Genomic DNA, 26,236 nt, shown 5'->3' with positions numbered 1-26,236 from the left:
CCGCTCCGAGACGCAGCTCGTGGCCGTCGTCCTCGGTGTTCCCGCAGGTCAGGGCGGGTGCGGGGAGACACCTGGCCGGGCCGTGAGCGGGACGCCCAGTGCGCGGACCCCAGACTGGCGGGGAACCTCGGTGCCGCGAACCTAACCCGCGGTCCGGGGCTCCGGCAAGACGTCATCCACAGGCTCGGGGGCGGTCCCGTAGGCTGATCCCGTCGCCGTCCGGCGTCGGTTTGACCCTGTGGAATCACAGCGCGTACCGTTGGCCGGTCCCCCGGTGTCGATCGCCGCCGACGCGCAGTGCCGATCCATCGGTGGTCCCACCAGGCCTGAACACCCAGCGAAAGAGATGCTCGTGAGCAAGCGTACGTACCAGCCGAACAACCGTCGTCGCCACAAGGTGCACGGGTTCCGCCTGCGCATGCGCACCCGCGCCGGGCGCGCCATCCTCTCCTCGCGTCGCCGCAAGGGACGCAAGGAACTGGCCGTCTGACGGCCGGTCCCCGGTCGTCCACGCGGGATCGGCCGTGCTGTCGCCGGACCATCGCCTCACGGGTGCGGACTCGTTCCGCTCCGCGACGCGGGGCCGGCGCGCCGGAACGCGCACCCTGGTCGTGCACCTCGCCCTCGGTGAGGGGCACGATCCTGCCCGGGTCGGGCTGGTCGTCAGCAAGGCCGTGGGCAACGCCGTGGTCCGCAACCGCGTGAAGCGCCGACTGCGTCACCTCGCCCGGGAGCACGTCTCGTCGCTCCCGGGCGCTGCTGTGCTCGTGGTCCGCGCGCTCCCGGCGGCGGCGGGTGCGACCTACCCCGAGCTCGGCGCCGACCTCGCGCGCGGCCTGGACCGGGTGCTCGCATGAAGCACGTCCTGATCGCCCTGCTCCGCGCCTACCGCGCGGTGATCAGCCCTCTCTACGGCCAGGTGTGCCGCTACCACCCGTCGTGCTCGGCGTACGCGCTGGGCGCGGTGCAGGAGCACGGCAGCCTCCGCGGCTCGTGGCTCGCCGTACGCCGTCTGGGACGCTGTCACCCGTGGGCCGCCGGCGGCTACGACCCGGTGCCCTCCCGATCCCGTCCTCCGCGCTCCGGCGCGGCCGCCACCTCATCCCAGCAAGGAGCCTGATCGGTGGGCATCTTCAGCGACATCGGCAGCCTCATCATGACGCCGCTGTACTACGCCATCTCCGCCGTGCTGCTCGGGTGGCACTGGCTGCTCACCGAGCTCGGCATGGACCCGGCCGGCGGCTCGACCTGGGCGCTGTCGATCATCGGGCTGACCCTCGTCATCCGCGCGCTGCTGATCCCGCTGTTCGTCAAGCAGATCAAGTCCAGCCGCAACATGCAGCTGATCCAGCCCAAGGTCAAGGAGCTGCAGAAGAAGTACGGCCACGACCGGGAGCGTCTCGCGCAGGAGACGATGAAGCTCTACAAGGACACGGGCACCAACCCGTTCGCGTCCTGCCTGCCGATCCTGCTGCAGATGCCGATCTTCTTCGCGCTGTTCCGGCTGCTCGACCAGGCGGCCCGCAACGGCACCGCGCACGGCCTGCTGACCGAGAAGCTGGCGCGCCAGTTCGGCGACTCCCAGCTGTTCGGGTCGATCCCCATCGCGGAGAGCTTCTGGGGTGCGGGCGTCTGGCGCGCGGACGGCGGCCACACGGGTGTCATGATGCTGGCCCTGGTGCTGGTGCTCGCGATGACGGCGACCACGTTCACCACCCAGCGCCAGCTGATGAGCAAGAACATGCCGGCCGACGCGCTCACCGGTCCGTACGCCCAGCAGCAGAAGCTGCTGCTCTACGTCCTCCCCGTCGCGTTCGGTCTCGGTGGCGTCGCGTTCCCGATCGGCGTCCTCCTCTACTGGACGACCTCGAACCTGTGGACGATGGGCCAGCAGTTCTACGTGATCCGCAACAACCCCGCCCCGGGCACGCCGGCGGCGAAGGCCAAGGAGGAGCGGGACCGGGCCAAGGCGGAGCGCAAGGGCCTCACGGTCGCCGACGAGGCGGTGCCCGCGGTCGAGGAGAAGCCGCGCCCCGCCGTACGCCAGCAGCCGAAGAAGCAGACCCGTGAGCAGCGGCGCCAGGGGGCTCCCCGTCCGCCCGGCGGGTCCACGGCCAGTCGGCCGACCCCGAAGCCGAAGCCCAAGCAGAAGCCGAAGCCGCAGTCGAAGCCCAGCAAGGGAGACAAGTCGTGAGCGACGAGATGACGCAGTCCGAGGTCGAGGAGACCGGGGCCGAGCCGGTCGCCGCGCAGACCGAGGACGCTCGCCTCCAGCAGCTCGAGCAGGAGGGCGACATCGCCGCCGACTACCTCGAGGAGCTGCTCGACATCGCCGACCTGGACGGCGACCTGGACATGGACGTCGAGGGCGACCGCGCCGCGGTCTCCATCGTCGGGGCCGACCTCTCCCAGCTCGTGGGCACCCACGGCGAGGTGCTGGACGCGCTGCAGGAGCTGACCCGGCTGGCGGTCTACCGCGAGACCGGCGAGCGCTCGCGCCTGATGCTGGACATCTCCGGGTTCCGTGCGGAGCGCCGCGCCGAGCTGGAGCAGCTCGCCCAGGAGAAGATCGCGGAGGCCCGCGTGGGAGGCGAGCCGGTGTCGCTGCGCGCGATGTCGCCCTTCGAGCGCAAGGTCGTGCACGACGCCGTCGCGGCCGCCGGGATGTCGTCGGAGTCCGAGGGCGTGGAGCCCCGTCGCTACGTGGTGATCCTCCCGAGCTGATGTCCGACCACGTTTCACGTGAAACACCCTCCGCGCCCGACGTGGCCCGGAGGGTGTTCTCGTCCCAGCGCCTCCCCCTCGCCGAGAGGTACGCCGCCCGGCTCGCCGGTGACGGCGTGGTCCGCGGCCTGATCGGTCCCCGCGAGGCGCCCCGGCTGTGGGAGCGACACCTGCTGAACTGCGCCGTGCTGGCGGACCTCGTCCCGGCTGACGCGACGCTCTGCGACATCGGGTCGGGCGCCGGGCTCCCCGGGATCGTGCTGGCGATCGCCCGCCCCGACGTCCGGGTGACCATGGTCGAGCCGCTGCTGCGCCGGACGACGTTCCTGGAGGAGGTCGTCGAGGAGCTGGGCCTCACCAACGCCGAGGTAGTCCGCGGGCGCGCCGACCAGCTGCACGGCGAGCGCCGGTTCGGCATCGTGACGTCGCGGGCGGTGGCGCCGCTCGACCGGTTGCTGGAGTGGTCGATGCCGCTGGTCGAGCCGACCGGAGCCCTCGTGGCAATGAAGGGATCCTCGGCTGCGGACGAGGTCGAGGCGGCCGGGCCCACCCTGCGTCGGCTCGGTGCCGCGCCTCCCGAGGTGATCGTCCTGGGCGAGCACCTGCTCTCCTCCACCACGGTCGCCGTCCGGGTGGTCTGGTCGGATCCCGCGAAGGTATCTTTACCGCTTGCCCCGAACCCGGCGGCGGGGCGGAGTCCCCGACCCCGACGCAGGTCCCAGCAACGATCCCACCGAAGGCAGGGCACGTGACCGACGAGCCACGACCGGCGCACGAGCATCCGGGCACGACGGACCTGAGCGACCCCCAGGACGAGCAGGACCGGACGACCTCGGCAGAGTTATCCACCGGCGAAACCGGGTCCGCTGAGCCTGGTCGTCCACAGGATGATGCAGTTTCTCCACAGGACGCCCCGGCTTTCGTTTCACGTGAAACAGGCGGCTCGGAGGACTCGGTTTCACGTGAAACCACTCCCCCGGCGCCGTTCAAGGTCCGCACCGCCGGAGACGTCGCGCCGTACGACACCGACATCGCCGACCACAGCACGCCGCTCGCCCGGGCCGCCGAGCACGTGGTCCGCTCGCGCCAGAGCGGGCCCGGCCGGCGCGTGGTCCCCCGCCCCTCGGCCACCCGGGTCTTCGTGGTGGCCAACCAGAAGGGCGGCGTCGGCAAGACCACCTCGACCGTGAACGTCGCCGCCGCCCTGGCACAGCTTGGCCAGCACGTGCTGGTCATCGACCTCGATCCCCAGGGCAACGCCTCGACCGCGCTGAACATCGAGCACCGCCGCGGCGTGCCGTCGACCTACGAGCTCCTGGTCGAGGGCGCCTCGCTCTCCGACGTGGTCACGCCGTGCCCCGACATCGAGGGCCTGGACGTCGTGCCGGCCACCATCGACCTCGCCGGCGCGGAGATCGAGCTGGTCAGCGTGGTCGCGCGGGAGAACCGGCTGCGCCGCGCGATCCACGGCCACCCGATGGTCGGCGACGAGTCGCGCGGCGAGGACCGTTACGACTACGTGCTGATCGACTGCCCGCCGTCCCTGGGACTGCTCACGCTCAACGCGCTGGTCGCCGGCGACGAGATGATGATCCCGATCCAGGCGGAGTACTACGCGCTCGAGGGGCTCGGGCAGCTGCTCGAGACCGTCGACATGGTGCGCGCGCACCTCAACCCCGACCTGGCGGTCTCCACGATCCTGGTGACCATGTACGACGCCCGCACCCGGCTCGCCGCGGGTGTGGCGGCCGAGGTGCGCGAGCACTTCGGCGACCAGGTGCTGCGCACCTCGATCCCCCGTTCGGTGCGGGTCTCGGAGGCGCCGTCGTACGGTCAGACCGTGATGACCTACGACCCCGGCTCCCCCGGGGCGCTCAGCTACTTCGAAGCCGCCCGCGAGATCGCCACCAAGGGAGCCCGTCCGTGACCAACCGCCCCCAGCAGCGTCGCGGACTCGGGCGCGGACTCGGCTCGCTGATCCCCACCGCGGCCCCGCAGCCCGCGACTCCCCCGACCCAGGACGGGACGACCGCCCCCGGCACCGGCACCGACGAGCCGGACGGCCCGCGCCCGGGCGGCCAGGGTGCCGCGGCCGCGCGGGACGGGTCCGGCGCAGGGCCGGAGCTCGCGCCCGTCGAGGGCGCCTGGTTCGCCGAGCTGCCGATCGACCAGATCGTGCCCAACCGGGTCCAGCCGCGCACGGTCTTCGACGAGGACGCGATGGCCGAGCTGGTGCACTCGATCACCGAGATCGGGCTGCTCCAGCCGATCGTGGTCCGGCGCTCGGGCGCGGACACCTACGAGCTGGTGATGGGGGAGCGGCGGTGGCGCGCCTCGCAGCAGGCGGGTCGTACGACGATCCCGGCGATCGTCCGCGAGACCGACGACACCGACATGCTCCGGGACGCGCTCCTGGAGAACCTGCACCGCTCCGATCTCAACCCCCTGGAGGAGGCGGCAGCGTACGCCCAGCTCCTGGAGGACTTCGGCTGCACCCACGAGGAGCTCGCCGGCCGGATCGGCCGCTCCCGCCCGCAGATCAGCAACACCCTCCGACTGCTCCGGCTCAGCCCGGCCGTGCAGCGTCGGCTGGCAGCCGGCGTGCTCTCGGCCGGCCACGCCCGATCGCTGCTCGCCGTCGAGGACCCGGAGATCCAGGACCGGCTGGCCCAGCGGGTGGTCGCGGAGGGCATCAGCGTGCGCGCGCTGGAGGAGATCGTCGCCGTCGGCGACCACGGCGGTGCCCCGCGCAACGTACGACGGCCCAAGCCGACCGCTCCCGGGCTCTCGGACCTCGCCGAGCGGCTCTCGGACCGCCTGGAGACCCGGGTGAAGGTCGACCTGGGCCGCAGCAAGGGCAAGGTGACCGTCGAGTTCGCGTCCCTGGACGACCTGCGCCGGATCGTCGACATCATGGACCCGCGGAACCGGAACGACAGACCGATCTAGCCATTCATCGCTTTGTCGACAAACCGATGAATCCTCGGTGTGGTGGAGGTAGTCCGGCACGATCCGGTTCGTGGAGCGGCGTCCTGAGCGACCGGAACGTGCCGGACTATCCCGGGAGAGCCCGGTCCAGGGCCCCAGTTGCGTCTGAGCGAACCGCGCGCACGCAGGGATCGGCTCCCCAGGGCGAGTATGCGGGGGTAGTCCGGCACGATCCGGTTCGTGGAGCGGCCTCCTGAGCGACCGAAACGTGCCGGACTATCCCGGGAGAGCCCGGTCCAGGGCCCCAGTTGCGTCTGAGCGAACCGCGCGCACGCAGGGATCGGCTCCCCAGGGCGCGTATGCGGGGGTAGTCCGGCACGATCCGGTTCGTGGAGCGGCCTCCTGAGCGACCGAAACGTGCCGGACTATCCCGGGAGAGCCGAGTCCGGGGCCCCAGTTGCGTCTGAGCGAACCGCGCGGGCCGAGATCGGTGCCCCCAAGGGCGCGTAGCCGGACTACCCCTGGGTGGGACGGGTGGCGGCCTTGGCGGCCTTGCGCTCGGCGCGGCGGCGCTTCTCCTCGGCGTCGAGGCGGGCGGCCTCCTCCGGGGTGGGGGCGGAGCCGCCGAAGCGGGCCGGGAGCCACCAGGAGCCGGGGGGTTGCTCGGCGGCGGGGTACGCCGCGATCGTGTCGTCGAGCAGCCGCGACATCACCGCGCGCAGCTCGGCGGTCTCGGCCACCGGGTCCGCCCCGGTGGGGTGCAGCGGCTCGCCGACCGTGATCGCGATGGTCTTCCCGCGGGAGAGGTCCTTGGGGTGGTCCTTGGTGAGCATCCGCTGGGTGCCCCACAGCACCACGGGCAGCACGGGGACGCCGGCCTCGGCCGCGATCCGGACCGCCCCGGTCTTGAACTCCTTGAGCTCGAAGGACCGCGAGATCGTCGCCTCGGGGAAGATCCCGACTGCCTCGCCGGCGCGCAGGTAGTCCACTGCCCGCTGGTACGACGCGAGGCCCTCGCCGCGGTCGACCTCGATGTGGTGCATCGAGCGCATCACCGGACCGCCGACGGCGTGGTCGAAGATCTCCCGCTTGGCCATGAACCGCACCAGCCGCTTGGCGGGGTGGGCCGCGAGCCCGCCGTACACGAAGTCGGCGTAGCCGATGTGGTTGCACGCGAGCAGCACCCCGCCCGTGCGCGGCACGTGCTCGGTGCCGGTCATCACGAAGCGCTGGCCGAGGAGGCGGAAACCGGTCTTGGCGGCGACGATGATCGGGGGGTAGGTGAGGTCCAGCACGGAGCGAACCTACAGGCCCCGGTACGCCGGCCCGAGACCAGGGACGCCGGTCAGGACAGGTCGGTGCTCGGCCCGTCGTACCCCTGCGGGCCGACCTCACGGGTCGGGGTGGAGGCGCCGAACGTCGCGCGCAGCTCCATCTCGGCCTCCACGACGCCGGCGAGGCGCCGGACGCCCTCGCGGATCCGCGTCGGGGTGGGGTAGCAGTAGGAGAGCCGCATCGAGCCGGAGCCGAAGCCGTCGGCGAAGAACGCCGTGCCTGGCACGTAGGCGACGCGGGCGGTGACCGCGCGCGGCAGCATCGCCTTGGCGTTGACGCCGTCGGGCAGCGTGAGCCAGACGTAGAACCCGCCGTCGGGGACGTTCCAGCGGCACGCGGCGGGCATCAGGTCCGAGAGCGCGTCGACCATCGCGTCGCGGCGCTCGCGGTACATCTCGCGGAACTGCTTGATCTGGCCCTGCCAGTCGTGGTTGGCGAGGTACGCCGAGACGGCCATCTGCGAGAACTGCGGGGGACAGAGGGTGGCCGACTCCTGGGCCAGCACCAGCTTCTCGCGCACCGGGTGCGGGGCCAGCGCCCAGCCGACGCGGAAGCCCGGCGCGAAGGTCTTGGAGAACGACCCGAGGTAGATGACGTTCTCGGCCTCGTCGGCGCGCAGCGCCCGGATCGGCTCGTGGTCGAAGCCGAGCAGGCCGTACGGGTTGTCCTCGAGCACCAGGATGCCCTCGGTGCGGCAGATCGCCAGCACCTCGGTGCGGCGCTCGGCGGACATGGTCACGCCGGCGGGGTTGTGGAAGTTCGGGATCGTGTAGAGGAACTTGATCGTCCCGCCTGCGGCCTTGACCGACGCGATCGCCTGCCGCAGCGCCTCCGGCACCAGGCCGTGGGCGTCCATCTCGGCGTGCACGACCTCGCACTGGTAGGACTTGAAGACGCCGAGCGCCCCGACGTACGACGGGGCCTCGCAGATCACCACGTCGCCGGGGTCGCAGAAGACCCGGGTGACCAGGTCGACCGCCTGCTGGGAGCCCACGGTGACCACGACGTCGTCGGGGTGGGCGTGGATCCCCTCGAGGCGCATCACCTCGGTGATCTGCTCGCGGAGCTCGGGGACGCCCTGGCCGGAGCCGTACTGCATCGCCACGGCGCCGTGCTGGGCGACCAGGTCGGCGATCGCGCCGCCGACGACGTCGAGCGGGAGGCCGGAGATGTTCGGCATGCCGCCGGCGAGCGAGACGACCTCCGGGCGCGAGGCCACCGCGAACAGGGCGCGGATCTCGGACGCCGTCATGCCCGCGGTCCGTGCGGCGTACCGGTCGACGTAGGAGTCGAGACGGGCGCTCTGCGGTCGCTCGGGCGTGAGATCCATGGTCTGCCTAGCATGGACGATGCACCTCGCGATCGCACGCCCGGCCCGCGGTTCGGTCGCGTCGGACCCGTCACAGAGGACGCGGGGGAGCACGGCTCGAGCAGGGAGGGAGCAACCATGACCCGCAAGGTCGTCCGGCTGACCGTCGACCACCTGGCCCAGCTGCCGGGACCCTGCCCCACCTGCCTGTTCTGGGAGCTCGACCCGGTACGCCGGGCCCGGGTCCGTCCCGCCGAGGTCGCCGCCGAGAAGGAGGCCTGGGTCAGCGAGGTGCTGCGCGAGTGGGGGTCGTGCGGACGGGTGCTGCTGGTGGACGACGCGGTGGCGGGCTTCGCCGTCTACGCGCCCCCGGCGTTCGTGCCGGGCGCCGCGGGGTTCCCCACCGCCCCGGTCTCGCCGGACGCGGTCCTGCTCACCACGGTGTACGTCGACCCGGCCCACGCCGGCGGCGGGCTCGGCCGGGTGCTGGTGCAGGCGATGGCGGCCGACCTCGTCGAGCGCGGGGGCGTGGTCGCGGTGGAGGCCTTCGGGTCGCGCGGCGGCGGCCGGCGCACCTGCGCGCTGCCCGTCGACTTCCTCGGCGGCGTGGGCTTCAAGACCCAGCGCGCGCACCCGACCACGCCCCGGATGCGGATGGACCTGCGCTCCGCGCTGAGCTGGCGCGGCGAGGTCGAGGCGGCTCTGGAGCGGCTGGTGGGCGCCGTGCGTCCCCCGCAGAGGGCGAGACCCTCACCGCCCACCCGCGACAGCGGGCGTACGACGAGGGTCTCGACGAGGCGAGTCGGGGGACTCAGCCGATGAACTCGGAGAGCTCCTTGACCAGCGCGGCCTTCGGGCGGGCGCCGACGATCGTCTTCACGACCTCGCCGCCCTGGTAGACGTTGATCGTCGGGATGCCGGTCACGCGGTAGGACGAGGGCGTGACGGGGTTCTCGTCGACGTTCATCTTGAAGAACGTGATCTTGTCGCCGTGGCTGCCCGCGATCTCGTCGAGGATCGGAGCCACCTGGCGGCACGGCCCGCACCACTCGGCCCAGAAGTCCACGAGGACCGGCTTGTCGGACTTGAGGACCTGCGCCTCGAACTCGGCGTCGGTCACTGCGGCGATGTTGCCCACGGTCATGCCCCTTTTCTCACGGTGGTCGATGTCTGGTCCAACAGCGTGCCCGGGACGGTTGTTCCCGGGCCGCGGCTCACAGGCCGGCGGTCTGCACGGCCTCGGTGTCGGCCGACGCCGCGACGGCGTCCTGGGCCTGCCCGGCGGTCGCGGAGGAGTGGTCCCGCTCGGCGAGGTACCGCTCCGCGTCGAGCGCGGCGGCGCAGCCGGTGCCGGCGGCGGTGATCGCCTGGCGGTAGTGGTGGTCGACCAGGTCGCCGGCCGCGAAGACGCCCGGCAGGTTGGTGGCCGTGGACGGGTGCCGGACCAGCACGTAGCCGTTCTCGTCGAGGTCGACCTGGCCCGCGAGGAGCTCCGAGCGCGGGTCGTGGCCGATCGCGATGAACAGGCCGGTGGCGGGCAGGTCGCGGGTCTCCCCGGTGACGGTGTCCTTGAGGGTGACCGACTCGAGGCGGTCGGAGCCGTTGACCGACTCGACCACGGAGTTCCACTCGATCTCGAGCTTGGGGTCGGCGAACGCGCGCTCCTGCATGATCTTGGAGGCGCGCAGCTCGTCGCGGCGCACGATCAGGGAGACCTTGGAGCCGAACCGGGTCAGGAACGTCGCCTCCTCCAGCGCGGAGTCGCCGCCGCCCACGACGGCGATGTGCTGCTCGCGGAAGAAGAACCCGTCGCACGTGGCGCACCAGGACACGCCGCGGCCGGAGAGCTCCTCCTCGTTGGGGAGCCCGAGCTTGCGGTAGCCCGACCCGGTCGCCAGGACGACGGCCCGGGCGGTGTAGGTCTCGGTGGCGGTGCGCACGGTCTTGACCTCGCCGACCAGGTCGACCTCGACGGCGTCGTCGGGGATCAGCTCGGCGCCGAACCGCTCGGCCTGGGCGCGCATCTCGTCCATGAGCGCCGGGCCCATGATGCCGTCGCGGAAGCCGGGGAAGTTCTCGACCTCGGTGGTGTTCATCAGGGCCCCGCCGGCGGTGACCGAGCCCTCGAGGACGAGCGGCTGGAGGCCGGCGCGGGCGGCGTACACGGCTGCGGTGTAGCCGGACGGCCCGGAGCCGATGATGATCACGTTGCGGGTCTCGGACATGAGGTCCCTTCGGTCGACGGTGGCGTCTGGTGGAACCGATCGTAGGGGAGGGACATTCCCCCGGCCCGGCGGCCGAGTGGGTCAGGGAACCGGGATCCTCAGGGCAGCGGGATCGTCATCGAGCGCAGCACCGTGCCCGTGCCGCACTGCAGGAGCTCCACGACCACCGTCTGCTTCGTCGGGGGACGGAAGGCGAGGACGGCGGACTGGTCGTCGTACTCCACCGCGGTGAGCCGGCCCTCGCCGTACGGTCCGGGCTCGCAGGTGAACCAGGCTCCGTCGCGGAGCGCGTCGTTGCTCAGCTGGCTGTCCGCGTCCGCCGCGTCCTCGGGTACGGCGGGCTCCGGCGCGCTGCCCGCGTCGCCTCCGGCGCTGAACTCACCGCTGGAGTCGAGGTTGCTGGCCAGGGTGGGGCGGCCGCCGAGCAGGCCGGCCACCCGGGCGCGGCGGCGGGCGTCGCGGGCGAAGCCCTGCGAGGTGACCTCCACCGGCGTGGCGCTGGTGGGCCTGGGGGCGGGACGGGCCGCGCCGTCCGCCTGGGGCGCCGCCTCGGCGGCGGCAGCCGGTGCGCTGCTGCCGGCCGCCTCGTCCGAGGCAGCGCCGCCGCCGGCACTGCCGTCGGCACTGCTGTCCGCGTCGCCGGAGGTCGAGGTGAGGTCGAGCTGCCCGATCCCGACACCGACCGCCACGGCGGCCGCGGCCGCGACCAGGACGGTGCGCGCCCGGCGGCGCCGGTGCGCGGCCAGGTCGGCGGCGGGTGCGAGGACCGGCTCCTCCGCGACCAGGGTCGCGAGCACCCGGTCCAGCCGGGTGGCGACGTCGCCGGGGACCGGCTCGTCGTGACGTGCCTCGGCGAGCAGGCGGCGTACCTGGTCGGACTGCGGGTCGAGCGGGTCGTGCTGGTCGGGCTGGTCCATCGGGTGCCTCCTCTCGGCGTCGGGAGCGTGGTCGAGCGTGGTCGGGCGTGGTCGGGCAGGGTCGGGCGCGGCTCACGGGGGAGCGCGGGAGCCCTGGGGTCGGACGGACGGCGGCGGGAGCGGGTTCCCCGGCGGCTCGTGGTCCGGGTCACCCCCGGGGGCGAGCACGCCCAGCAGGCCCGCCAGGCGGGTCCGGCCGCGGGAGCAACGGGACTTCACCGTACCGACGGCGCAGTCGAGGATCGCCGCCGCCTCCAGCACGGAGTAGCCCTCCATGTCGACCAGCACCAGCGCGGCCCGCTGCTCCGCCGGGATCCGGCCCAGCGCGTCGAGCACCAGCCGGCGCCGCTCGGCGCGGACCGAGAGGTCGGCGGGGTCCTCGACGTCCGTGGTGGCCGAGACCAGCGAGCCCCGGCCCCCGCGCTCCTCGTGGTCGTCCGGGAGCGGTTCGGCGCGGCGTACCTTCTGGGCGCGGAGGCGGTCCAGGCAGGCGTTGACGACCACCCGGTGCAGCCAGGTGGTCACCATCGCCTCGCCGCGGAACGACGCCGCCCGGCGGTACGCCGCGACCATGCCGTCCTGCAGCCCGTCGGCGGCGTCCTCGGGGTTGCCGGTCGTGCGGAGCGCGACCGCCCAGAGCCGGTCGCGGTGCCGCCCGAAGAGGACGCCGAAGGCCGCGGGGTCGCCGGCGACGTGCGCGGCCAGCAGCGCGGCGTCCGAGGGCCCCCCGTCGGGGGGCTCGTCGGCCGGGCTCATCCCCGCACCCGGATCTCCGCGACCTCCGCACGGAAGCCGTCGCTCACCGCCGGCAGCGCGGTGAACCAGACGGTGAGGTAGCGGCCCCGCGCCGGCTCCTCGAGGGTCGCGGTGTCCTCGGTGCCCACGGTGAGCTCGGCGACCGGCTCCAGGTCGGCGATCGCGGTGGGCGGCTCCTCGGTGAGGTAGAGCTGGACCGCGGTGGGCTCCTCGACCATCGTCAGGTCGACCTCGGCGACGTCGACGACCGACCCCAGGTCGACGACCAGGCCGACGCCGGTCTTCAGGCCGGCGGGCCCGAGCTGCTGCTCGTACGTCGAGGTGCGCCACGTCGTCGCGGGGTCGCCGTCCACGGTGGCGCCGACACCCTCGGGGTTCTCGTCGCCGTCCTCGCTCTGGGGGTCGAAGTCGGTCGCGGCCAGCCCGGCCAGCGGGGTCGGGGTGGTCGAGGGAGTGGCGGTGGGCGACGCCGCGGAGGAGGTCGGGTCGTCGGGCTCGGTGCCGAGCGGCGTCTTGCCGCGGCCGAGGTTGACCGCGACCACGACGGCGACGAGGAGCAGCAGCGCGGCGGCGATCCCGGCGGCGAGCCGCAGCCAGCTGCGCCCGGGCACCTCGGCGTCCTCGACCACCGGGGTGAGCCCGGTGCCGGTGGCGCGACCGGGGTCGGTGCCCTCCCACGGCCAGTAGTCGCCCCGGCCCTGCAGCCCGGCCACCGCGGCGACCGACGGCCGCTGGCGGCGCAGCGGCTCGCCGTCGGACGGCTCGGGGGCGAAGAGGGGGCGCTCGGGCGGCTCCTCGAACGGCGGCGGGGGCGGCGCGGGCGCGCCCGGCGCGGTCAGCCAGGACACGTCGTCCTCGCCCTCGCCGAAGATCGGCATCCCGGCCTGGGTGGGCTCGGGCTCGGGGACCGCACGGGGCGGGGGCTCCGGCTCCGGCTCCGGCTCGGGTTCCGGCTCCGGGTCGGGGGCCGGGATCTCCTCGAGCGGGGGCAGCACGACGGTCTCGTCGCGGTGCTCGTTGACCATCGCCAGCTGCTCGGGCAGCCCGGTGGGGTCGCCGACGAAGTCCGCGAGCAGGTCGGCGATGCCGCGGGCGCTCGCCGTGTCGTGGGCGGAGCCGGCGCGCGCCGCGGCGTACGGGTCGAGCACCTCCTCGCAGAGCGCGTCCAGCGGCCGGGGTACGCCGGCCCGCACCTGCCGGGGTCGCAGCACCCGGCCGTGGTCCTGGGGCGCGGGCGGGACCGCCGACGGCGAGACCCCCGCCCACCGGCCGGTGAGCGCGCAGTAGAGCAGCCCGGCGAGGTCGGTGACGTCGGTGGCGAGCCGCCCCGGGCCGAGCCCGTGCAGGGCGGCGTCGACGGCGAGCCCGATCACCTTGACCGCGCCGGTCCCGTCGATCAGCACGTTCTCCGGCGTCAGCCGGCCGTGCGCGACGCCGGCGGCGTGGGCGGTGGCGATCGTGTCGGCGACCTCGGCGACCAGCCAGGCCGCCCGCCGCGGCGGCAGCGGCCCGTGGGTGGCCACCAGGGCGTCGAGGGAGGTGCCGGAGCCCCACTCGTTGACGACGTAGCAGAGCCCGCCCGAGCGCTCGGCGTCGAGCACGCGCAGGATCCGGCGGTCGGGCACGGTCGCCGACCGGCGGGCGGCCTCGACGAGCGCCTCGGCCCGCTCGTCGCCCTCGGCGATGACGTGCAGCGCGACGTGCCGCTCGAGCACCCGGTCGTGGGCGCGCCAGAACTTGCCGTTCCCGCTCTCGCTGAGCAGGTCCACCAGCCGGTAGCGGCCGGCGAGGACGTCACCGGGTCGGATCGAGAGCGGCACGGCGCAGCGACCCCCTTCCGACGTCTGGACGGCGACGACCGTGGTCCGGCGAGGGACCCGGGGTCATCGTAGGCCGGGTCATCCCCGGCGCGCGGCCGGAAGCCGGCGCGTGATGGTGGCGAGCACGGAGGTGACCTCGCGCAGCCGCAGCGCCCGCGCGAGCAGCAGGAAGACGGCGACGTCGAGCGCGGTGACCACGCCGGCGCGCAGCAGCGCCTCGAGGTACGTCGGGGCCCCGAGCAGCGCCTGCCCCACGGCGTACGCCCCGCCCGCGACGGCGGTCGAGACCGCCACCGTGACGCCGAGGCGGACCAGGAAGCGCACCAGCACGCGCGACTCCAGCCCGCCCAGCACCCGCGCCAGGACGGTGTAGGAGATGACCGAACCGACGAGGTACGCCGCCGAGTAGCCGACCACCAGCGCGGGGGCGGTGTCGGCGTCGCCCGTGGCGTTGACCAGCAGTGCCGCGACGACGATGTTGGTGACCGCCACCGCGCACTGGATGTAGAACACGGTGCGGGTGCGCTCGACGGCGTAGAAGCCGCGGAGCACCAGGTAGTGCACGGTGAAGAAGACCAGCCCCGGCCCGAAGAGGGCGAGGGAGGGGACGAAGTTCTCGTAGGTGTCCGCGGAGCGGCCGTAGGAGATCAGCCGGGCCAGGTCGGTCGCCACCAGCGGCAGCAGCGCGGCGAACGGCACCGTGACCGCCAGGGCGGTGCGCAGCGTGGCGCCGAGCCGGGCGGCGAGCCCGCGCAGGTCGCCGTCCGCGCCGTGCGCCGAGAGCGTCGGGAGCACGGCGGTCGCGAGCGACACCGTGATCACCGAGTGCGGGACCATGATGATGAGGAACGCGGTCGAGTAGACGCTGTAGCCGGTCCCGTCGGCGCCGCCGTCCGCCGTGCCGCTCGAGGCGAGCCGGACCACCACGAAGTACGCGACCTGGTTGGCCAGCACGAACAGGACCGTCCAGGTGCCGAGCCGCAGCGTGTGCCCCAGCCCGGTGCCGCGGAAGTCGAAGCGCGGGTCCAGCCGCACCCCGGCGGCGCGCAGGTAGGGCACCAGGACCAGCAGCTGCACGGCGATGCCGAGCGTCGACCCGAGGCCGAGCAGCAGCTCCTGGTTGGTCGTGAAGCCGCCGTCGGTGGACCCGCCCGTGGTGCCGTACACGACCAGGTAGATCACCAGGACGGCCACCGAGACCACGTTGTTGGCGATCGGCGCCCACATCATCGGGCCGAACCGGCCGTGGGCGTTGAGCACCTGCCCGACCAGCACGAACATCCCGTAGAAGAAGACCTGCGGCAGGCAGAGCCGGGCGAAGTCGACCGCCGACCGCTGCGCCTCGGGGGACCAGCTGCCGTCGGTGGCGAGCGCGACGACCCAGGGGGCCGCCAGCACCAGCACGACGGTGACCCCGCCCAGGAAGAGCGCCGCCAGCGTGACGATCCGGCTGGTGTACGCCGCGCCGCCGTCCTCGTCGGAGCGCATCGCCCGGACCAGCTGCGGGACCAGCACCGCGTTGAACACGCCGCCCGCCAGCAGGATGTAGAGCATGTTGGGGATCGTGTTCGCGATGTTGAACACGTCGGCGTGCAGGCCGTTGCCGAGCGCGGCGAGCAGCAGCCCCGACCGCACGAAGCCGCTGAGCCGGGAGACGACGGTCCCGGCGGCCATCACCGCGCTGGAGCCGAGGATGCTGCGCTGCTCCTGGTCCTCTGCGGTCCGGTCGGCCGGGGCGGGCGGTGCGGGCTCGGTCATGCGGGGGCGTGCTCCTGGCTGGTGTCGGGGGCGTCGGCGTGGTCGGTCGGCTCGGCCTGGGGGGTACGGCGGGCGGCGCGCAGCCGGCGTACCAGCCGGACGGCGATGGCGCCGAACAGCAGCGCGCACCCGGTGGCGATGATCAACCAGATCACGCCGCTGACCTGCGCGGCGCGGATGGGGAGCCGGTCGGAGGAGCCGAGCGGCGTGCCGGCGATGTCGGTGACCCGCAGCGTGACGTTGTGGACGCCCTGCTGCTCGGTGGCGGCGGTGAGCAGCACGGTCCGCCGGCCGCCCGGGGGCAGCGTGATGTCCTCGTCGGGCATCGTGATGGTCATCGACTCGTCGGCGACCGCCTGGATCCGCACGGTCACGGACTCGTCGAGGGAGTTCTCGAGCAGCGCCGAGAACTGGCCGCTGGCGCTGGAGAGGATCACCTTGTCGGGCGCCGAGACGCTGACGTCGCGCAGCTGCCGGTCGATCTCCGCGGTAGCGGCTTCGGTGTCGGCGCGCACCGCCCGCGGGTCGATCCGGGCTGCGTAGGAGAGCGAGGTCATCGCCTGGTCGCTGACCTCGCGGCCGACGGTGTCGTTGCGGGTGAGCAGGTTCTGCAGCGTCCGGCCGGCCTCGGTGAGGGCCGTCGCGGCGGCGAAGGCGGCCTCGTCGAGCTCGCGCCGCACCTGGCTCTCGGGGTACAGCAGCTCCTCGGCGTCGACGGGGGTGGCCCGGGTCTCGGCCACGTCGGTGAGGGTGTCCAGGTCGAGCCAGTCGTGGTCGAGGCCGCCGAAGAACTCCTCGGGGTCGTCGGGGATCCAGCCCGTGGGCAGCACGACGACGAGCGGTGCGCGCGGCGTCTCGAGACGGCGTACGGCGGCCTCGGCGAGCACCCGCTGGCGCAGCGCGACCGTGGCGAGCGGGTCGTCGGGCCCGGGCCCGCCCGTCGCCACGTCCGAGGCGGCGACGACCAGCCGGTGGCCCGCGAACGTGACCACGGCGGGGACGTCGGGTCCGAGCGCGGCGAGCATCTCGTCGGAGACCACGATGGTCTCCTCGTCGGAGACCATCCGGATCGCCCGCTCGTCGAGGTAGCCGGCGGGCGAGCCCAGCGCCGGGGTGGTCGCCACGTCGCCGGGCTGCAGCGCCGAGCCGGACCGCTCCCGGGCGCGGAGGTACGCCCCGGGGTCGTGCTGCGCGGCGGCGGCGACGTCGAGGTCGCCGTACGGCAGCGCGAGCGCCTCGCCGGAGCCGAGCGCGTCGCGGAAGAGGTCGAGCCAGCCGGTCGCGGCCTCCGCGGCCGCCAGGTCGGCGGGGTCGGGCTCCTCGGCGGGGGCGTCCCCGGACTCCTCGGACTCCTCGCCGTCGTCGGGCTCGAGGGTGACCGGCGGGACCGGCTCCGACGGGCTGGGGCTCGGCGACGCGGAGGAGCCGGGGTCGACGGCCGCGGCGTCGGGGTCCTCGGTGGCGTCGGGGTCCAGGCTCGGGGCCAGGGACCGGCCGGGGTTGCCGGCGGCCAGGCGGGCGACGGCGTCGGGCAGCGCGGGGTCGACCAGCCAGCTGACCGGCCGGCTCCCGGCGGCGGCGCCGAGCTCGACCAGGGACTGCAGCCGGCCGCCGTCCGAGAGCGTGGAGGTCCAGTCCTCCGGATCCGCCAGCGAGCCGTCCGGGTCGTAGTCGATCGCGCCGCGCACCGGGACCACGACCGCGGTCTGCACCTGGCGGCCCGACCCGGTCATCCGGGGCAGGAAGGTGCGGGCCCGGCCGTCGGCGGTCGCGACGTCGTCGCGGCCCTCGGTCGTCTCGCCGAGCGCGTGCACGCCGAACCAGTAGACGCCTTGCTCGTCGGCCCCCAGGTCGCGCTGGCGCACCCGGACCGCGAAGCGCGCCGTCTCGCCGGGGTCGAGCCGGTCGATGGTGTCGTAGGGCCCCTGGTCGGTGAGCCGGTCGCCGACGGAGACCTGCGGGTCGGAGTCGACGGCCTCGGCGATCTCGGCGCGGGTGGTGAGCGGCTCGGCGGAGACGAACGGGTACATGTTGATCGCCGACCAGGTCACGTCGTCCAGGTTGGTCACCGTCCCCACCACCGTCACCCGGCCCTCGCGGGGGATCGCGGACGGCGACACGGAGTCCAGGGCCACCGCGAGCGGGGCGTCCTCCTCGGCGGGCGCGGCGCTCGGCGCCGGACCGGGCGCCGGGCCGGCCGACGCCGGCTCCGTGGGTACGACGCCCACCGCCGCCGTCGCGGCGACCACCACGAGGGCAGGCAGCAGCGACAGAGGGCGGAGCATGCGCTCGACTCTAGATCAGGGCGGCCGACCCCCGGGGTGGCACGTCGGCGCGGCGCGAGGCCTAGACTGACCCCCCGTGCCAGACGCCCCCCTCCCGCCCCTGAGCCTCGTCGAGGTGCAGCGTGCCGTGGCGGGCGAGCTCGACCGGATCGCCCCCGTGATCGACGACCTCGGGGAGCGGTTCGCCGCGGCCGGCCACGAGCTGGCCCTGGTCGGTGGGCCGGTGCGCGACGCGATGCTGGGCCGGCACCACAACGACCTCGACTTCACCACGTCCGCGCGCCCCGACCAGACCGAGCGGCTGCTGAAGACCTGGGGCGACGCGACCTGGGACATGGGGCGCGCCTTCGGCACCATCGGCTGCCGCAAGGGACCCTGGGTGGTCGAGGTGACGACGTACCGCTCCGAGGCCTACGACCCCTCCTCGCGCAAGCCGGACGTCGAGTTCGGCGACGACCTCGTGGGCGACCTGGGCCGCCGCGACTTCACCGTCAACGCGATGGCGGTGCGGGTGCCGGGCCGGGAGGTCGAGGACCCGTACGGCGGGGTGGTCGACCTCGCGCACCGGGTGCTGCGGACGCCGGGCCGGCCCGAGGACTCCTTCTCCGACGACCCGCTGCGGATGATGCGCGCGGCCCGGTTCGCCGCCCAGCTCGGCTTCGCCGTCGACCCGTCGGTGGTCGCGGCGATGACCGCGATGGCCGACCGGATCTCGATCATCTCCGCCGAGCGGGTCCGCGACGAGCTCGTGAAGCTGGTGTGCGCGCCGTACCCCCGCCTGGGGCTGAGCCTGCTGGTCTCGACCGGCCTGGCGGCGCACGTGCTGCCCGAGCTGCCGGCGCTGGCGCTGGAGCGCGACGAGCACCACCGGCACAAGGACGTCTACGAGCACACGCTGACCGTGCTCGAGCAGGCGATCGACCTCGAGGACCGCCTCGGCGGGGAGCCCGACTTCGTCTCGCGGTTCGCCGCGCTGATGCACGACGTCGGCAAGCCGCGCACCCGCCGGTTCGTCGACGACGGCACCGTCACCTTCCACCACCACGACGTGGTGGGCGCCAAGCTGACCCGCAAGCGGATGAAGGCGCTGCGGTTCTCCAACGACGAGATCGACGCGGTCTGCAAGCTCGTCGAGCTGCACCTGCGCTTCCACGGCTACGGCAGCGGCGAGTGGACCGACTCCGCCGTCCGTCGCTACGTCCGCGACGCCGGCGACCAGCTCGACCGGCTGCACGTGCTGACCCGCGCCGACTGCACCACGCGCAACCAGCGCAAGGCCGACCGACTCCGGCGCACCTACGACGAGCTGGAGGAGCGGATCGCCCGGCTCTCCGAGCAGGAGGAGCTCGCCTCCATCCGGCCCGACCTCGACGGCAACGAGATCATGGCGATCCTCGGCATCGGCCCCGGGCGCGAGGTCGGCCAGGCCTACCAGCACCTGCTCGAGCTGCGGATGGACCGCGGCCCGATGAGCGAGGACGAGGCGCGCGCCGAGCTGCTCGCCTGGTGGGCGGCGCGCTCGGACTGAGCCGCACCTCAGGGGCGGACGGTCGGGAACCGCGGCCCGCTGCGGTCGGCCGGCAGTCGCGCCCCGGCGGGCACGTCCGGCAGCGGTGCGCACCGGCCGGTGGGCAGCGTGCAGCCCAGGAGCACGTCGGTCTGCCCGTCCAGCGCCCCGCCGACCGCGGTCTGGTCGTCGAGCCAGGAGTCGAGCTCGTAGACGTCGTACGGCGCGCGGGTCACCACCGGATCCCCGCCGTCCGCGGGTACCAGGCGCGCGGGGCTGCCGTCGGCCGGCTGGGCGAGGGTCCACGCGCCGTCGGGGCTGGTGCGGGCCTCGGGGGAGCCGAGCGCCAGGAACCAGTCGTCGTCCCACGCGTCCGCGGCCGACGGCGCGACCTCGCTCGGCTCGCCCGTCGCCAGGTCGTAGGAGAGGACCGCGCCCGGGCCGGCGACGTACGCCGCCCGGTCGGTGAGGCCGAGCACCTCGGGCGCCCCGGCGTCCTCGTAGAGGTCGGCCAGGTCGTCCTGACCGGGGTCGCCCATCGCGGCGGCGCTGCGGACCACCTCCTCGCCCTCGACCAAGTCCACGACGACGGCGGTGCCGAGCGGGGTCCCGTACTCGTCCTGGGTGCCGGTCTCGGGGTCCAGGAACGCCAGGTACCGGCCGTCGGGGGAGACCCGCAGGCTGTCGGGGGCGGCGACCGCGCCGGTGTCCTCGGGGTTCCCGGGGTCCTCGGGCGTCGCGTGCAGCACCGGCCCGGCGGTCGCGTCCGACCCGGCCGCGGCCACGAGGTAGACGCCGTCCCCGGCCACGACGTACCCCGCGACCTCCTCGCCGGTCTCGATCGTGGTGCCGTCGCCGAGGTGGACGGTGCCGCCGGACTCCCAGACCAGGCCGGAGGCGTCCAGGACGGTGTCGGCGGCCGACCAGGTCGGGGCCTCGCCGGCGTCGGCGTCGTCCCCGCAGCCGGCCAGGGTCACCGCGCCGAGGAGCGCGAGGGCGGCCAGGGACGGGGCGGTGCGCATGCGGGGTCTCCTGCGGTCGGGGGTCACGGGATGAGCGAGCGGAGCCGGTCGAGCAACGAGCCGCTGCCCTGGTCGCTCTCCTCGTACGCCTTGGCGGCGCTGACCAGGCCGGACGCGGTGAGGGTCGCGGAGATCCTGCCCTGGTCGAGCCAGGCGGCGGTCTCGCCGAGGTGGGTGACGACCGCGGAGGCGAACGCCGCGCCCTCCGGAACGTCGCCGAGCACGCCGCCGGCCAGGGTCAGCCGCCCCACCTTCCGCTCGACGGCGTCCAGCCCGGCCTCGACCTGGTCGAAGATCCGGCCGGCCTCGGTGAGCGTGACCGGGCGGACCTCGACGGTGCCCCCGCCGGCGAGGCCGAGCTCGGAGTACGGCGTCACGCTCATGTTCATCGCCGCCCAGAGCTCGTCGAGCGAGGCGGACCTGGTCGTCGAGGAGTACTTCTCGGCACCGGACTCGAAGGTGGTGAGCAGGCCCTGGGGGAGCGCGGCGACGCCCTCGGCCATGTTCGGCAGGTCGGCGGTGCGGATCGGGTCGCCCAGCGGCCCCGCGGAGAGGGCGTCGCCGCGGTTGAAGCTCTGCAGCGTGCTGCCGTTGCCCCGGCCCAGCGAGGAGCTGTAGACCACCTCGTTGCCGCGGACCGCGATGCCCTGCACCTTCGGCGGGGTGGGGAAGGGCCCGCCGGACTTCTCCCACGAGCGGGAGTCCTTGTCCCAGGTGTAGGTGTGCAGCTGCCCGGGCCCGTCCTCCTCGTGGGTGCCGACGTAGAGCGTGCCGTCGACGATGGTCGAGTACGCGCCGGCGGCCACCGGGACCGGCGTGCCCTGCACGTCGACGGTGCTCCCGGGGCTGGCCCGCTCGATGTCGGCGAGGGAGTAGGCGAAGAGCCGGGGCGGGCTGTCGGAGGAGGTGACGTAGACCGTGCCGTCGTGGGCCGCCACGCCGCCGGCGTGGTCCGGGGCGGTGTCGCCGGCGCCGCCCTTGCCCAGGTCGACGGTCTGGGTCAGCTCGCCGGTCTCCGGGTCCACCAGGGACAGCTGCGCGCGGCCGTCGCTGGTGTACGACGTCTGCAGCAGGTGGCCGGACTCCGGGTCGTAGCCGAGGCCCTGCGGGATGAACCCGTCGTCGGCGCCGGTCGCCAGCGTGCCGGGGATGATCGGCCCGGCGTCGGTGGGGTGCGTCAGGTCGTGCCGCATCGACCGGACGAGGCCACGCTCGAGCCAGGCCTCCTGGTCGCCGGTGAACGGGTCGTCGACCACGAAGTCGGTGGCCTCGGCGACCCGCGTGCCGTGCGTCGAGCGGATCTCGGCGAGCACCACCAGCACCGACACCCGGAACGTCACGAGCTCCAGCACGTCGCGCGCGGCCTTGCGCTGCCGCCGCCACTGCTCGATGACGTCGTCGGCGTCCGCGGCCATCACCCGGTAGCTCTCCCGCACGGCCCGCAGCGCGAGGGCGGCCCGGTTGAGGCGGATGAACGACACCTCGGCCGCCGCGCGCGTGGTCCAGGCGCGCATGTTGAACCGGGTGCGGGCCGACGGGCTCGACCAGTCCGGGGTGTCCTCGGCGTACCGGATCGTCCCCATCTCGTCCGCCGCGTCGCCCATCGCGCGGCGTACGTCGGACTCGAGCGCGGCGACCGTGCCGGGATCCCCGGAGGTCATCGCGGCGTGCACCGCCTCGGGGCCGCCCATCTCGCCTCCTCGCCCGCACCCCGCAGCGACGCCGTGCGGCGCGCGGGAGATCGTGCTGCGGTGCCTACCCGGCCGACCGGTCCAGGAAACGCGGGCCCGGCGGCGGGGCACCGCGCGGCCACTAGGGTGCGGCGCATGCCCAGCGATGCCACCGCCCCCGTCACCGACCTCGAGGCCTCGATCGAGGTCGCCGCGCCCCCGGCCGCCGTGTGGTCGCTCGTGTCCGACCCCGCCCGGGCCCGGGAGTGGAGCCCGCAGGTGCTGCGGACCGTCGTCCGCCGGCCGGTCGGGGTGGGGACCCGCTTCCTCAACCTCAACCACCGCGGCCCGCTCGTCTGGCCGACCACGGCGAAGGTGGTCGCCTACGAGCCGCACGTGCGCTTCGCGTTCCGGGTCATCGAGAACCGGACGATCTGGTCCTTCACCCTCGAGCCCACCGCCGACGGCGGCACCCGGCTCACCAACCGCCGCGAGGCGCCCGACGGCATCTCGGGGGTGTCGCTGGCGCTGACCCGCGTCGCGCTCGGCGGCGTGGACACCTTCACCGAGGAGCTGCGCGCCGGGATGCAGGAGACGCTGCGGAGGATCAAGGCCGAGCTCGAGGGCTGACCCCCCGGCCCGGGATCACTCGGGCAGCCGGTCCGGCTGCGCCATGGCGAGCAGCGCCTCCCGGTCCTCGGCGAGCACGAACCCCGCGGCCACGGCCGCGTCGGCGGACGCCTCGAACCGCCGCAGGTAGGACGCGCGGTCGCCGTACGCCGCGAGGCGGGCGTCCGGCAGCGGCCGGGTGGAGCCGAAGAGCAGGCAGGTCAGCTCGTCGCTGGCCGGCTCCCCGGAGAGGACGTCGACCGGCACGTCGACCAGCGGGGTGCGGATGCCGCCCAGGACGATGCCGTCCGGGCTGCGCCGGTAGGCCCCGTCCTCGACCTCGAGCAGCTCGGCCTTCGGCGGTGCGAAGCCGTCGCGGACCCACGCGTCGAGCGCGCGCAGCGCCGCCTTGGCGACGAGGTGGTGCGGGCCGTCGTTGATCGGCCCGCCGCAGTCGAGGGTGTCGGCGACCTCGCCGAGCAGGTGCCGGTCGGCGTGCGCGGTGCCGGCGACCTCCCACAGCCGGAAGGTGTCGGTGTCGGGCTGCCGGGAGGGCAGGTAGTTGAGCACCCCGACCACGTCGGACTCGGTCTCCAGGGTGAGCACCGGCACCTCCAGGTCGGTGCGCACGGTGACCGGGTCGCCGAGGATGCTCGAGGCGATGTCGATGCCCTGCCCCGGCTCGCCGAGGGGCGCCTGGGCACCGCCGCGGCTGTGCAGCAGGAAGCCGTCGAAGGCGTCGGTCAGCGGCTGGACGCCGTTGGCGTACGTCGTCAGCGCGAAGCCCGACTGCGACTCGCCGACCGCCAGCACCCGCTCGGGCTCGAGGTCGTCGAGCAGGGCGCCGTCGCGGGCGGCCGCGGCGGCCTGGGTGTAGATGTCGTAGGAGAACGCGTCGCCGGGGTGGAGCAGGTCGCCGTACCGCTCGGGGTCCAGGGCCTTGAGGCCCTTCCCGGCGCCGGCGGCGTCGCCGGCGGGGATCCCGACGGCGACCGGGCCGCCCTCGATGCCGATCCGCTGGGCGGAGACCCCGACCCAGGCGTAGCCGCCGCGGAGGATCTCCTCGCGCAGGTAGGAGAAGTCGGGGTCGGCGTCCAGGCCGCCGCTGACGTTGAGCCACTCGACCAGGACGGTGCCGTTGAAGTCGGCGGCCGGCGGGCGGCGGACGACGGCGCGGGTGGCGAAGAGCGCCTCCGACCCGGGCTCGAGCGCGACGGTGCCGTCCCGCGGGGCGCCGTTGGTGCTGGTGTACGTCGTCGCCGTGCCCTCCAAGAGCAGCTCCTCCTCGGTCCAGCCGTCCGGGAGCTCGGTGGCTCCCGAGGCGCTGGCCAGGAAGATCCCGTCGCCGCCGGTCAGGGCGGTCGGCCCGGTGCCCTCGTCCTCGCCGGGGTCGTCGTCGGAGCCGGAGCAGGCGGTGAGCAGGCAGCAGAGCGTCAGGGCGATCAGGGCGACGCGGGCAGGGGTCGAACGCATGGGCGCCATCCTGCGGCATCGGTGGTGGGACCGGCGCCGAAATGCCGACGACCCGCCCGGTGGGACCGGGCGGGTCGTCGTGCGTTCAGCGGTTCAGCGTGAGAGAGGCAGTCTCACTCGTCGCCGGCGATGAAGGCCTCGACGCGGCGGCGGCCCTCGTCGTCCGGCAGCTGCACCGGCGGGGACTTCATCAGGTAGGACGAGGCGGAGATGATCGGGCCGCCGAGGCCCCGGTCCTTGGCGATCTTCGCGGCGCGGATCGCGTCGATGATGATGCCGGCGGAGTTCGGGGAGTCCCAGACCTCGAGCTTGTACTCGAGGTTCAGCGGGGCGTCGCCGAAGGCGCGTCCCTCGAGGCGGACGTAGGCCCACTTGCGGTCGTCGAGCCACGCGACGTGGTCCGACGGGCCGATGTGCACGTTGCGGTCGGAGATCTTGTCGGCCAGCTCGCCGGTGAGGTTGGAGGTCACCGCCTGGGTCTTGGAGATCTTCTTGGACTCCAGGCGCTCGCGCTCGAGCATGTTCTTGAAGTCCATGTTGCCGCCGACGTTGAGCTGGTAGGTGCGGTCCAGCGTGACGCCGCGGTCCTCGAACAGCTTGGCCATCACCCGGTGGGTGATGGTGGCGCCGACCTGGGACTTGATGTCGTCGCCGACGATCGGGACGCCGGCGTCCTCGAACTTCTTGGCCCACACGGGGTCGGAGGCGATGAAGACGGGCAGCGCGTTGACGAAGCCGACGCCGGCGTCGATGGCGCACTGGGCGTAGAACTTGTCGGCCTCCTCGGAGCCCACCGGGAGGTAGGACACCATCACGTCGACCTGGGCGTCCTTGAGCGCCTGGACGACGTCGATCGGCTCGGCGCTCGACTCGTCGATGGTCTGGCGGTAGTACTTGCCGAGACCGTCGAGGGTCGGGCCGCGCTTGACCTCGACGCCGAGCGTCGGGACGTCGGCGATCTTGATGGTGTTGTTCTGCGAGGCGTTGATGGCCTCGGAGAGGTCCTTGCCGACCTTGAGGTCATCGACGTCCAGCGCCAGCACGAACTCCACGTCCTTGACGTGGTACTCGCCGAAGGCGACGTGCATGAGACCGGGGACGGTGCCCGACGGGTCGGCGTCCTTGTAGTACTCGACGCCCTGGACGAGGGAGCTGGCGCAGTTGCCGACCCCCACAATTGCTACACGAACCGAACCCATCGGGTTTCCTTCCTGGTCACGAAATCAGGTCTGTGGTGCTGCGGTGCTGGGTGCTACTGCTCAGCCGGTCTGATCGGCGCCACGGGGGGCGCGCCGTTGCTGCGCTCGGCGTTGATGAGGTCGGAGAGCCACCGCACCTCACGCTCGACGGACTCGACGCCGTGCCGCTGCAGCTCGGCGGCGTAGCGGTCGACCTCCTTCTCCGTCATCGACAGCTCGCGCTGCACGCGGTCGAGCCGTTCCTGCAGGCGGATCCGGCGGCCTTCGAGGACGCGCAGCCGGATCTCCATGTCGGTGCGCCCGAAGAAGGCGAACCGGATGTCGAAGTTGTCGTCCTCCCACGCGGCAGGGCCGACCTCCGACATCAGCCGCTCGAACTCGCGGGTGCCGGCCTCGGTGACCTGGTAGACGATGCGCGGCCGCCGGGTCACCGGCGTCACCGTGGCGGTGGTCTCCTCGATGAGGGAGCCCCGCAGCATCTTCTTCAGGGTCGGGTAGAGCGACCCGTAGGACAGCACCCGGCCCCAGCCGAGCATCAGGTTGAGCCGCTTGCGCAGCTCGTAGCCGTGCATGGGTCCCTCGTGCAGCAGTCCGAGGACTGCGAGCTCGATGGTCTCCGCACGACGTGTCACGCGACCTATCGTAGCGATATATCTGGCCGACGTGAATCCTCGTCGCATCGGTCGTGAGGTGGGGCAC

General features: G+C 73.7%; 25 protein-coding genes. 11 read left to right on the top strand and 14 right to left on the bottom strand.

Translation table 11 applies throughout. The annotated features are described in order from the left end of the window. Nucleotides 1-352 precede the first annotated feature (352 nt). The 8 genes from rpmH to H4O22_RS20325 all read left to right on the top strand — a co-directional run bounded on the left by rpmH (nt 353) and on the right by H4O22_RS20325 (nt 5,673). Nucleotides 353-490, top strand: a complete 138-nt coding sequence (gene rpmH / locus H4O22_RS20360) for a 50S ribosomal protein L34 (protein WP_101525941.1) — start codon at nt 353-355, stop codon at nt 488-490. 34 nt (nt 491-524) lie between these two features. Then, entirely contained in the window at nt 525-857 is a 333-nt protein-coding gene (gene rnpA, locus H4O22_RS20355) for a ribonuclease P protein component (RefSeq protein WP_182525106.1), read from the top strand. Continuing rightward, on the top strand, nt 854-1,120 hold the full coding sequence (gene yidD, locus H4O22_RS20350) for a membrane protein insertion efficiency factor YidD (RefSeq protein ID WP_182525105.1): 267 nt from the start codon (nt 854-856) through the stop codon (nt 1,118-1,120). Before rnpA ends, yidD begins: the two co-directional genes overlap by 4 nt. Before the next feature lie 36 nt (nt 1,121-1,156). Continuing rightward, complete coding sequence (gene yidC / locus H4O22_RS20345; RefSeq protein WP_227465704.1) at nt 1,157-2,194, top strand: membrane protein insertase YidC; 1,038 nt, start codon at nt 1,157-1,159, stop codon at nt 2,192-2,194. Then, on the top strand, nt 2,191-2,724 hold the full coding sequence (locus H4O22_RS20340) for a Jag family protein (RefSeq protein ID WP_406603319.1): 534 nt from the start codon (nt 2,191-2,193) through the stop codon (nt 2,722-2,724). Before yidC ends, H4O22_RS20340 begins: the two co-directional genes overlap by 4 nt. A 53-nt stretch (nt 2,725-2,777) precedes the next feature. Next, a complete protein-coding gene (gene rsmG / locus H4O22_RS20335; RefSeq protein WP_319804101.1) occupies nt 2,778-3,476 on the top strand; it encodes a 16S rRNA (guanine(527)-N(7))-methyltransferase RsmG in 699 nt (232 codons plus the stop codon). A gap of 356 nt (nt 3,477-3,832) precedes the next feature. Beyond that, nucleotides 3,833-4,651 carry a ParA family protein gene (locus H4O22_RS20330; protein ID WP_280530172.1) on the top strand — a complete coding sequence of 273 codons (819 nt, stop codon included), beginning with the start codon at nt 3,833-3,835 and terminating at the stop codon, nt 4,649-4,651. Next, nucleotides 4,648-5,673, top strand: a complete 1,026-nt coding sequence (locus tag H4O22_RS20325) for a ParB/RepB/Spo0J family partition protein (RefSeq protein WP_182525102.1) — start codon at nt 4,648-4,650, stop codon at nt 5,671-5,673. Before H4O22_RS20330 ends, H4O22_RS20325 begins: the two co-directional genes overlap by 4 nt. Before the next feature lie 494 nt (nt 5,674-6,167). On the opposite strand, the gene H4O22_RS20320 is transcribed toward H4O22_RS20325, so the two are convergent. Then, nucleotides 6,168-6,947 carry a lysophospholipid acyltransferase family protein gene (locus tag H4O22_RS20320; RefSeq protein ID WP_182525101.1) on the bottom strand — a complete coding sequence of 260 codons (780 nt, stop codon included), beginning with the start codon at nt 6,945-6,947 and terminating at the stop codon, nt 6,168-6,170. A gap of 50 nt (nt 6,948-6,997) precedes the next feature. Beyond that, nucleotides 6,998-8,317 carry an aminotransferase-like domain-containing protein gene (locus tag H4O22_RS20315; protein WP_182525100.1) on the bottom strand — a complete coding sequence of 440 codons (1,320 nt, stop codon included), beginning with the start codon at nt 8,315-8,317 and terminating at the stop codon, nt 6,998-7,000. Between the two features lie 117 nt (nt 8,318-8,434). Here H4O22_RS20315 and H4O22_RS20310 point away from each other — a divergent pair, with 117 nt between their 5' ends. Next, the gene (locus tag H4O22_RS20310) at nt 8,435-9,118 is read left to right on the top strand and encodes a GNAT family N-acetyltransferase (protein WP_182525099.1); all 684 of its coding nucleotides are present in this window, start codon (nt 8,435-8,437) and stop codon (nt 9,116-9,118) included. Here H4O22_RS20310 and trxA read toward each other — a convergent pair. The 7 genes from trxA to H4O22_RS20275 all read right to left on the bottom strand — a co-directional run bounded on the left by trxA (nt 9,108) and on the right by H4O22_RS20275 (nt 18,057). Further along, entirely contained in the window at nt 9,108-9,440 is a 333-nt protein-coding gene (gene trxA, locus H4O22_RS20305) for a thioredoxin (protein WP_220451227.1), read from the bottom strand. The two genes, H4O22_RS20310 and trxA, sit on opposite strands and share 11 nt — an antisense overlap. Before the next feature lie 70 nt (nt 9,441-9,510). Continuing rightward, nucleotides 9,511-10,521 (bottom strand): thioredoxin-disulfide reductase, encoded by a 1,011-nt coding sequence (trxB, locus tag H4O22_RS20300; RefSeq protein WP_182525098.1) that lies wholly within the window; start codon nt 10,519-10,521, stop codon nt 9,511-9,513. 98 nt (nt 10,522-10,619) lie between these two features. Then, nucleotides 10,620-11,438: a hypothetical protein gene (locus H4O22_RS20295; RefSeq protein ID WP_182525097.1), complete on the bottom strand. Its 819-nt coding sequence runs from the start codon at nt 11,436-11,438 to the stop codon at nt 10,620-10,622. 72 nt (nt 11,439-11,510) lie between these two features. Continuing rightward, a complete protein-coding gene (gene sigM / locus H4O22_RS20290; protein WP_182525096.1) occupies nt 11,511-12,194 on the bottom strand; it encodes an RNA polymerase sigma factor SigM in 684 nt (227 codons plus the stop codon). Next, nucleotides 12,191-14,014, bottom strand: a complete 1,824-nt coding sequence (locus H4O22_RS20285) for a protein kinase family protein (RefSeq protein ID WP_182525095.1) — start codon at nt 14,012-14,014, stop codon at nt 12,191-12,193. Before H4O22_RS20285 ends, sigM begins: the two co-directional genes overlap by 4 nt. Nucleotides 14,015-14,092: 78 nt before the next feature. Continuing rightward, nucleotides 14,093-15,772 carry a murein biosynthesis integral membrane protein MurJ gene (murJ, locus tag H4O22_RS20280; RefSeq protein ID WP_182525094.1) on the bottom strand — a complete coding sequence of 560 codons (1,680 nt, stop codon included), beginning with the start codon at nt 15,770-15,772 and terminating at the stop codon, nt 14,093-14,095. Next, nucleotides 15,769-18,057: a DUF6049 family protein gene (locus H4O22_RS20275; protein ID WP_182525093.1), complete on the bottom strand. Its 2,289-nt coding sequence runs from the start codon at nt 18,055-18,057 to the stop codon at nt 15,769-15,771. The genes murJ and H4O22_RS20275 overlap by 4 nt, the downstream gene beginning before the upstream one ends. A gap of 115 nt (nt 18,058-18,172) precedes the next feature. On the opposite strand from H4O22_RS20275, the gene H4O22_RS20270 reads away from it, so the two are divergent. After that, the gene (locus H4O22_RS20270) at nt 18,173-19,585 is read left to right on the top strand and encodes a CCA tRNA nucleotidyltransferase (protein WP_244963227.1); all 1,413 of its coding nucleotides are present in this window, start codon (nt 18,173-18,175) and stop codon (nt 19,583-19,585) included. 8 nt (nt 19,586-19,593) lie between these two features. On the opposite strand, the gene H4O22_RS20265 is transcribed toward H4O22_RS20270, so the two are convergent. Next, on the bottom strand, nt 19,594-20,586 hold the full coding sequence (locus tag H4O22_RS20265) for a hypothetical protein (RefSeq protein WP_182525091.1): 993 nt from the start codon (nt 20,584-20,586) through the stop codon (nt 19,594-19,596). 23 nt (nt 20,587-20,609) lie between these two features. Further along, nucleotides 20,610-22,277 (bottom strand): Kelch repeat-containing protein, encoded by a 1,668-nt coding sequence (locus tag H4O22_RS20260; RefSeq protein WP_182525090.1) that lies wholly within the window; start codon nt 22,275-22,277, stop codon nt 20,610-20,612. Between the two features lie 135 nt (nt 22,278-22,412). Here H4O22_RS20260 and H4O22_RS20255 point away from each other — a divergent pair, with 135 nt between their 5' ends. Further along, on the top strand, nt 22,413-22,886 hold the full coding sequence (locus tag H4O22_RS20255) for an SRPBCC family protein (RefSeq protein WP_182525089.1): 474 nt from the start codon (nt 22,413-22,415) through the stop codon (nt 22,884-22,886). A 15-nt stretch (nt 22,887-22,901) separates the two neighbouring features. Here H4O22_RS20255 and H4O22_RS20250 read toward each other — a convergent pair whose 3' ends face one another. From H4O22_RS20250 to H4O22_RS20240, 3 genes are all read right to left on the bottom strand, one after another. After that, nucleotides 22,902-24,338 carry an alpha/beta hydrolase domain-containing protein gene (locus H4O22_RS20250; protein WP_220451226.1) on the bottom strand — a complete coding sequence of 479 codons (1,437 nt, stop codon included), beginning with the start codon at nt 24,336-24,338 and terminating at the stop codon, nt 22,902-22,904. 113 nt (nt 24,339-24,451) lie between these two features. After that, entirely contained in the window at nt 24,452-25,537 is a 1,086-nt protein-coding gene (locus H4O22_RS20245) for an inositol-3-phosphate synthase (protein ID WP_182525087.1), read from the bottom strand. 53 nt (nt 25,538-25,590) lie between these two features. Beyond that, nucleotides 25,591-26,169, bottom strand: coding sequence for a PadR family transcriptional regulator (locus H4O22_RS20240; protein ID WP_182525086.1), 579 nt, complete (start codon nt 26,167-26,169; stop codon nt 25,591-25,593). Nucleotides 26,170-26,236 lie beyond the last annotated feature (67 nt).

The sequence above is a fragment of the Nocardioides dongkuii genome, from assembly GCF_014127485.1.
Classification (GTDB): Bacteria; Actinomycetota; Actinomycetes; order Propionibacteriales; family Nocardioidaceae; genus Nocardioides; species Nocardioides dongkuii.
Note: the sequence above shows the minus strand (reverse complement) of the source record. Positions and strands in the feature narration are given on the sequence as shown.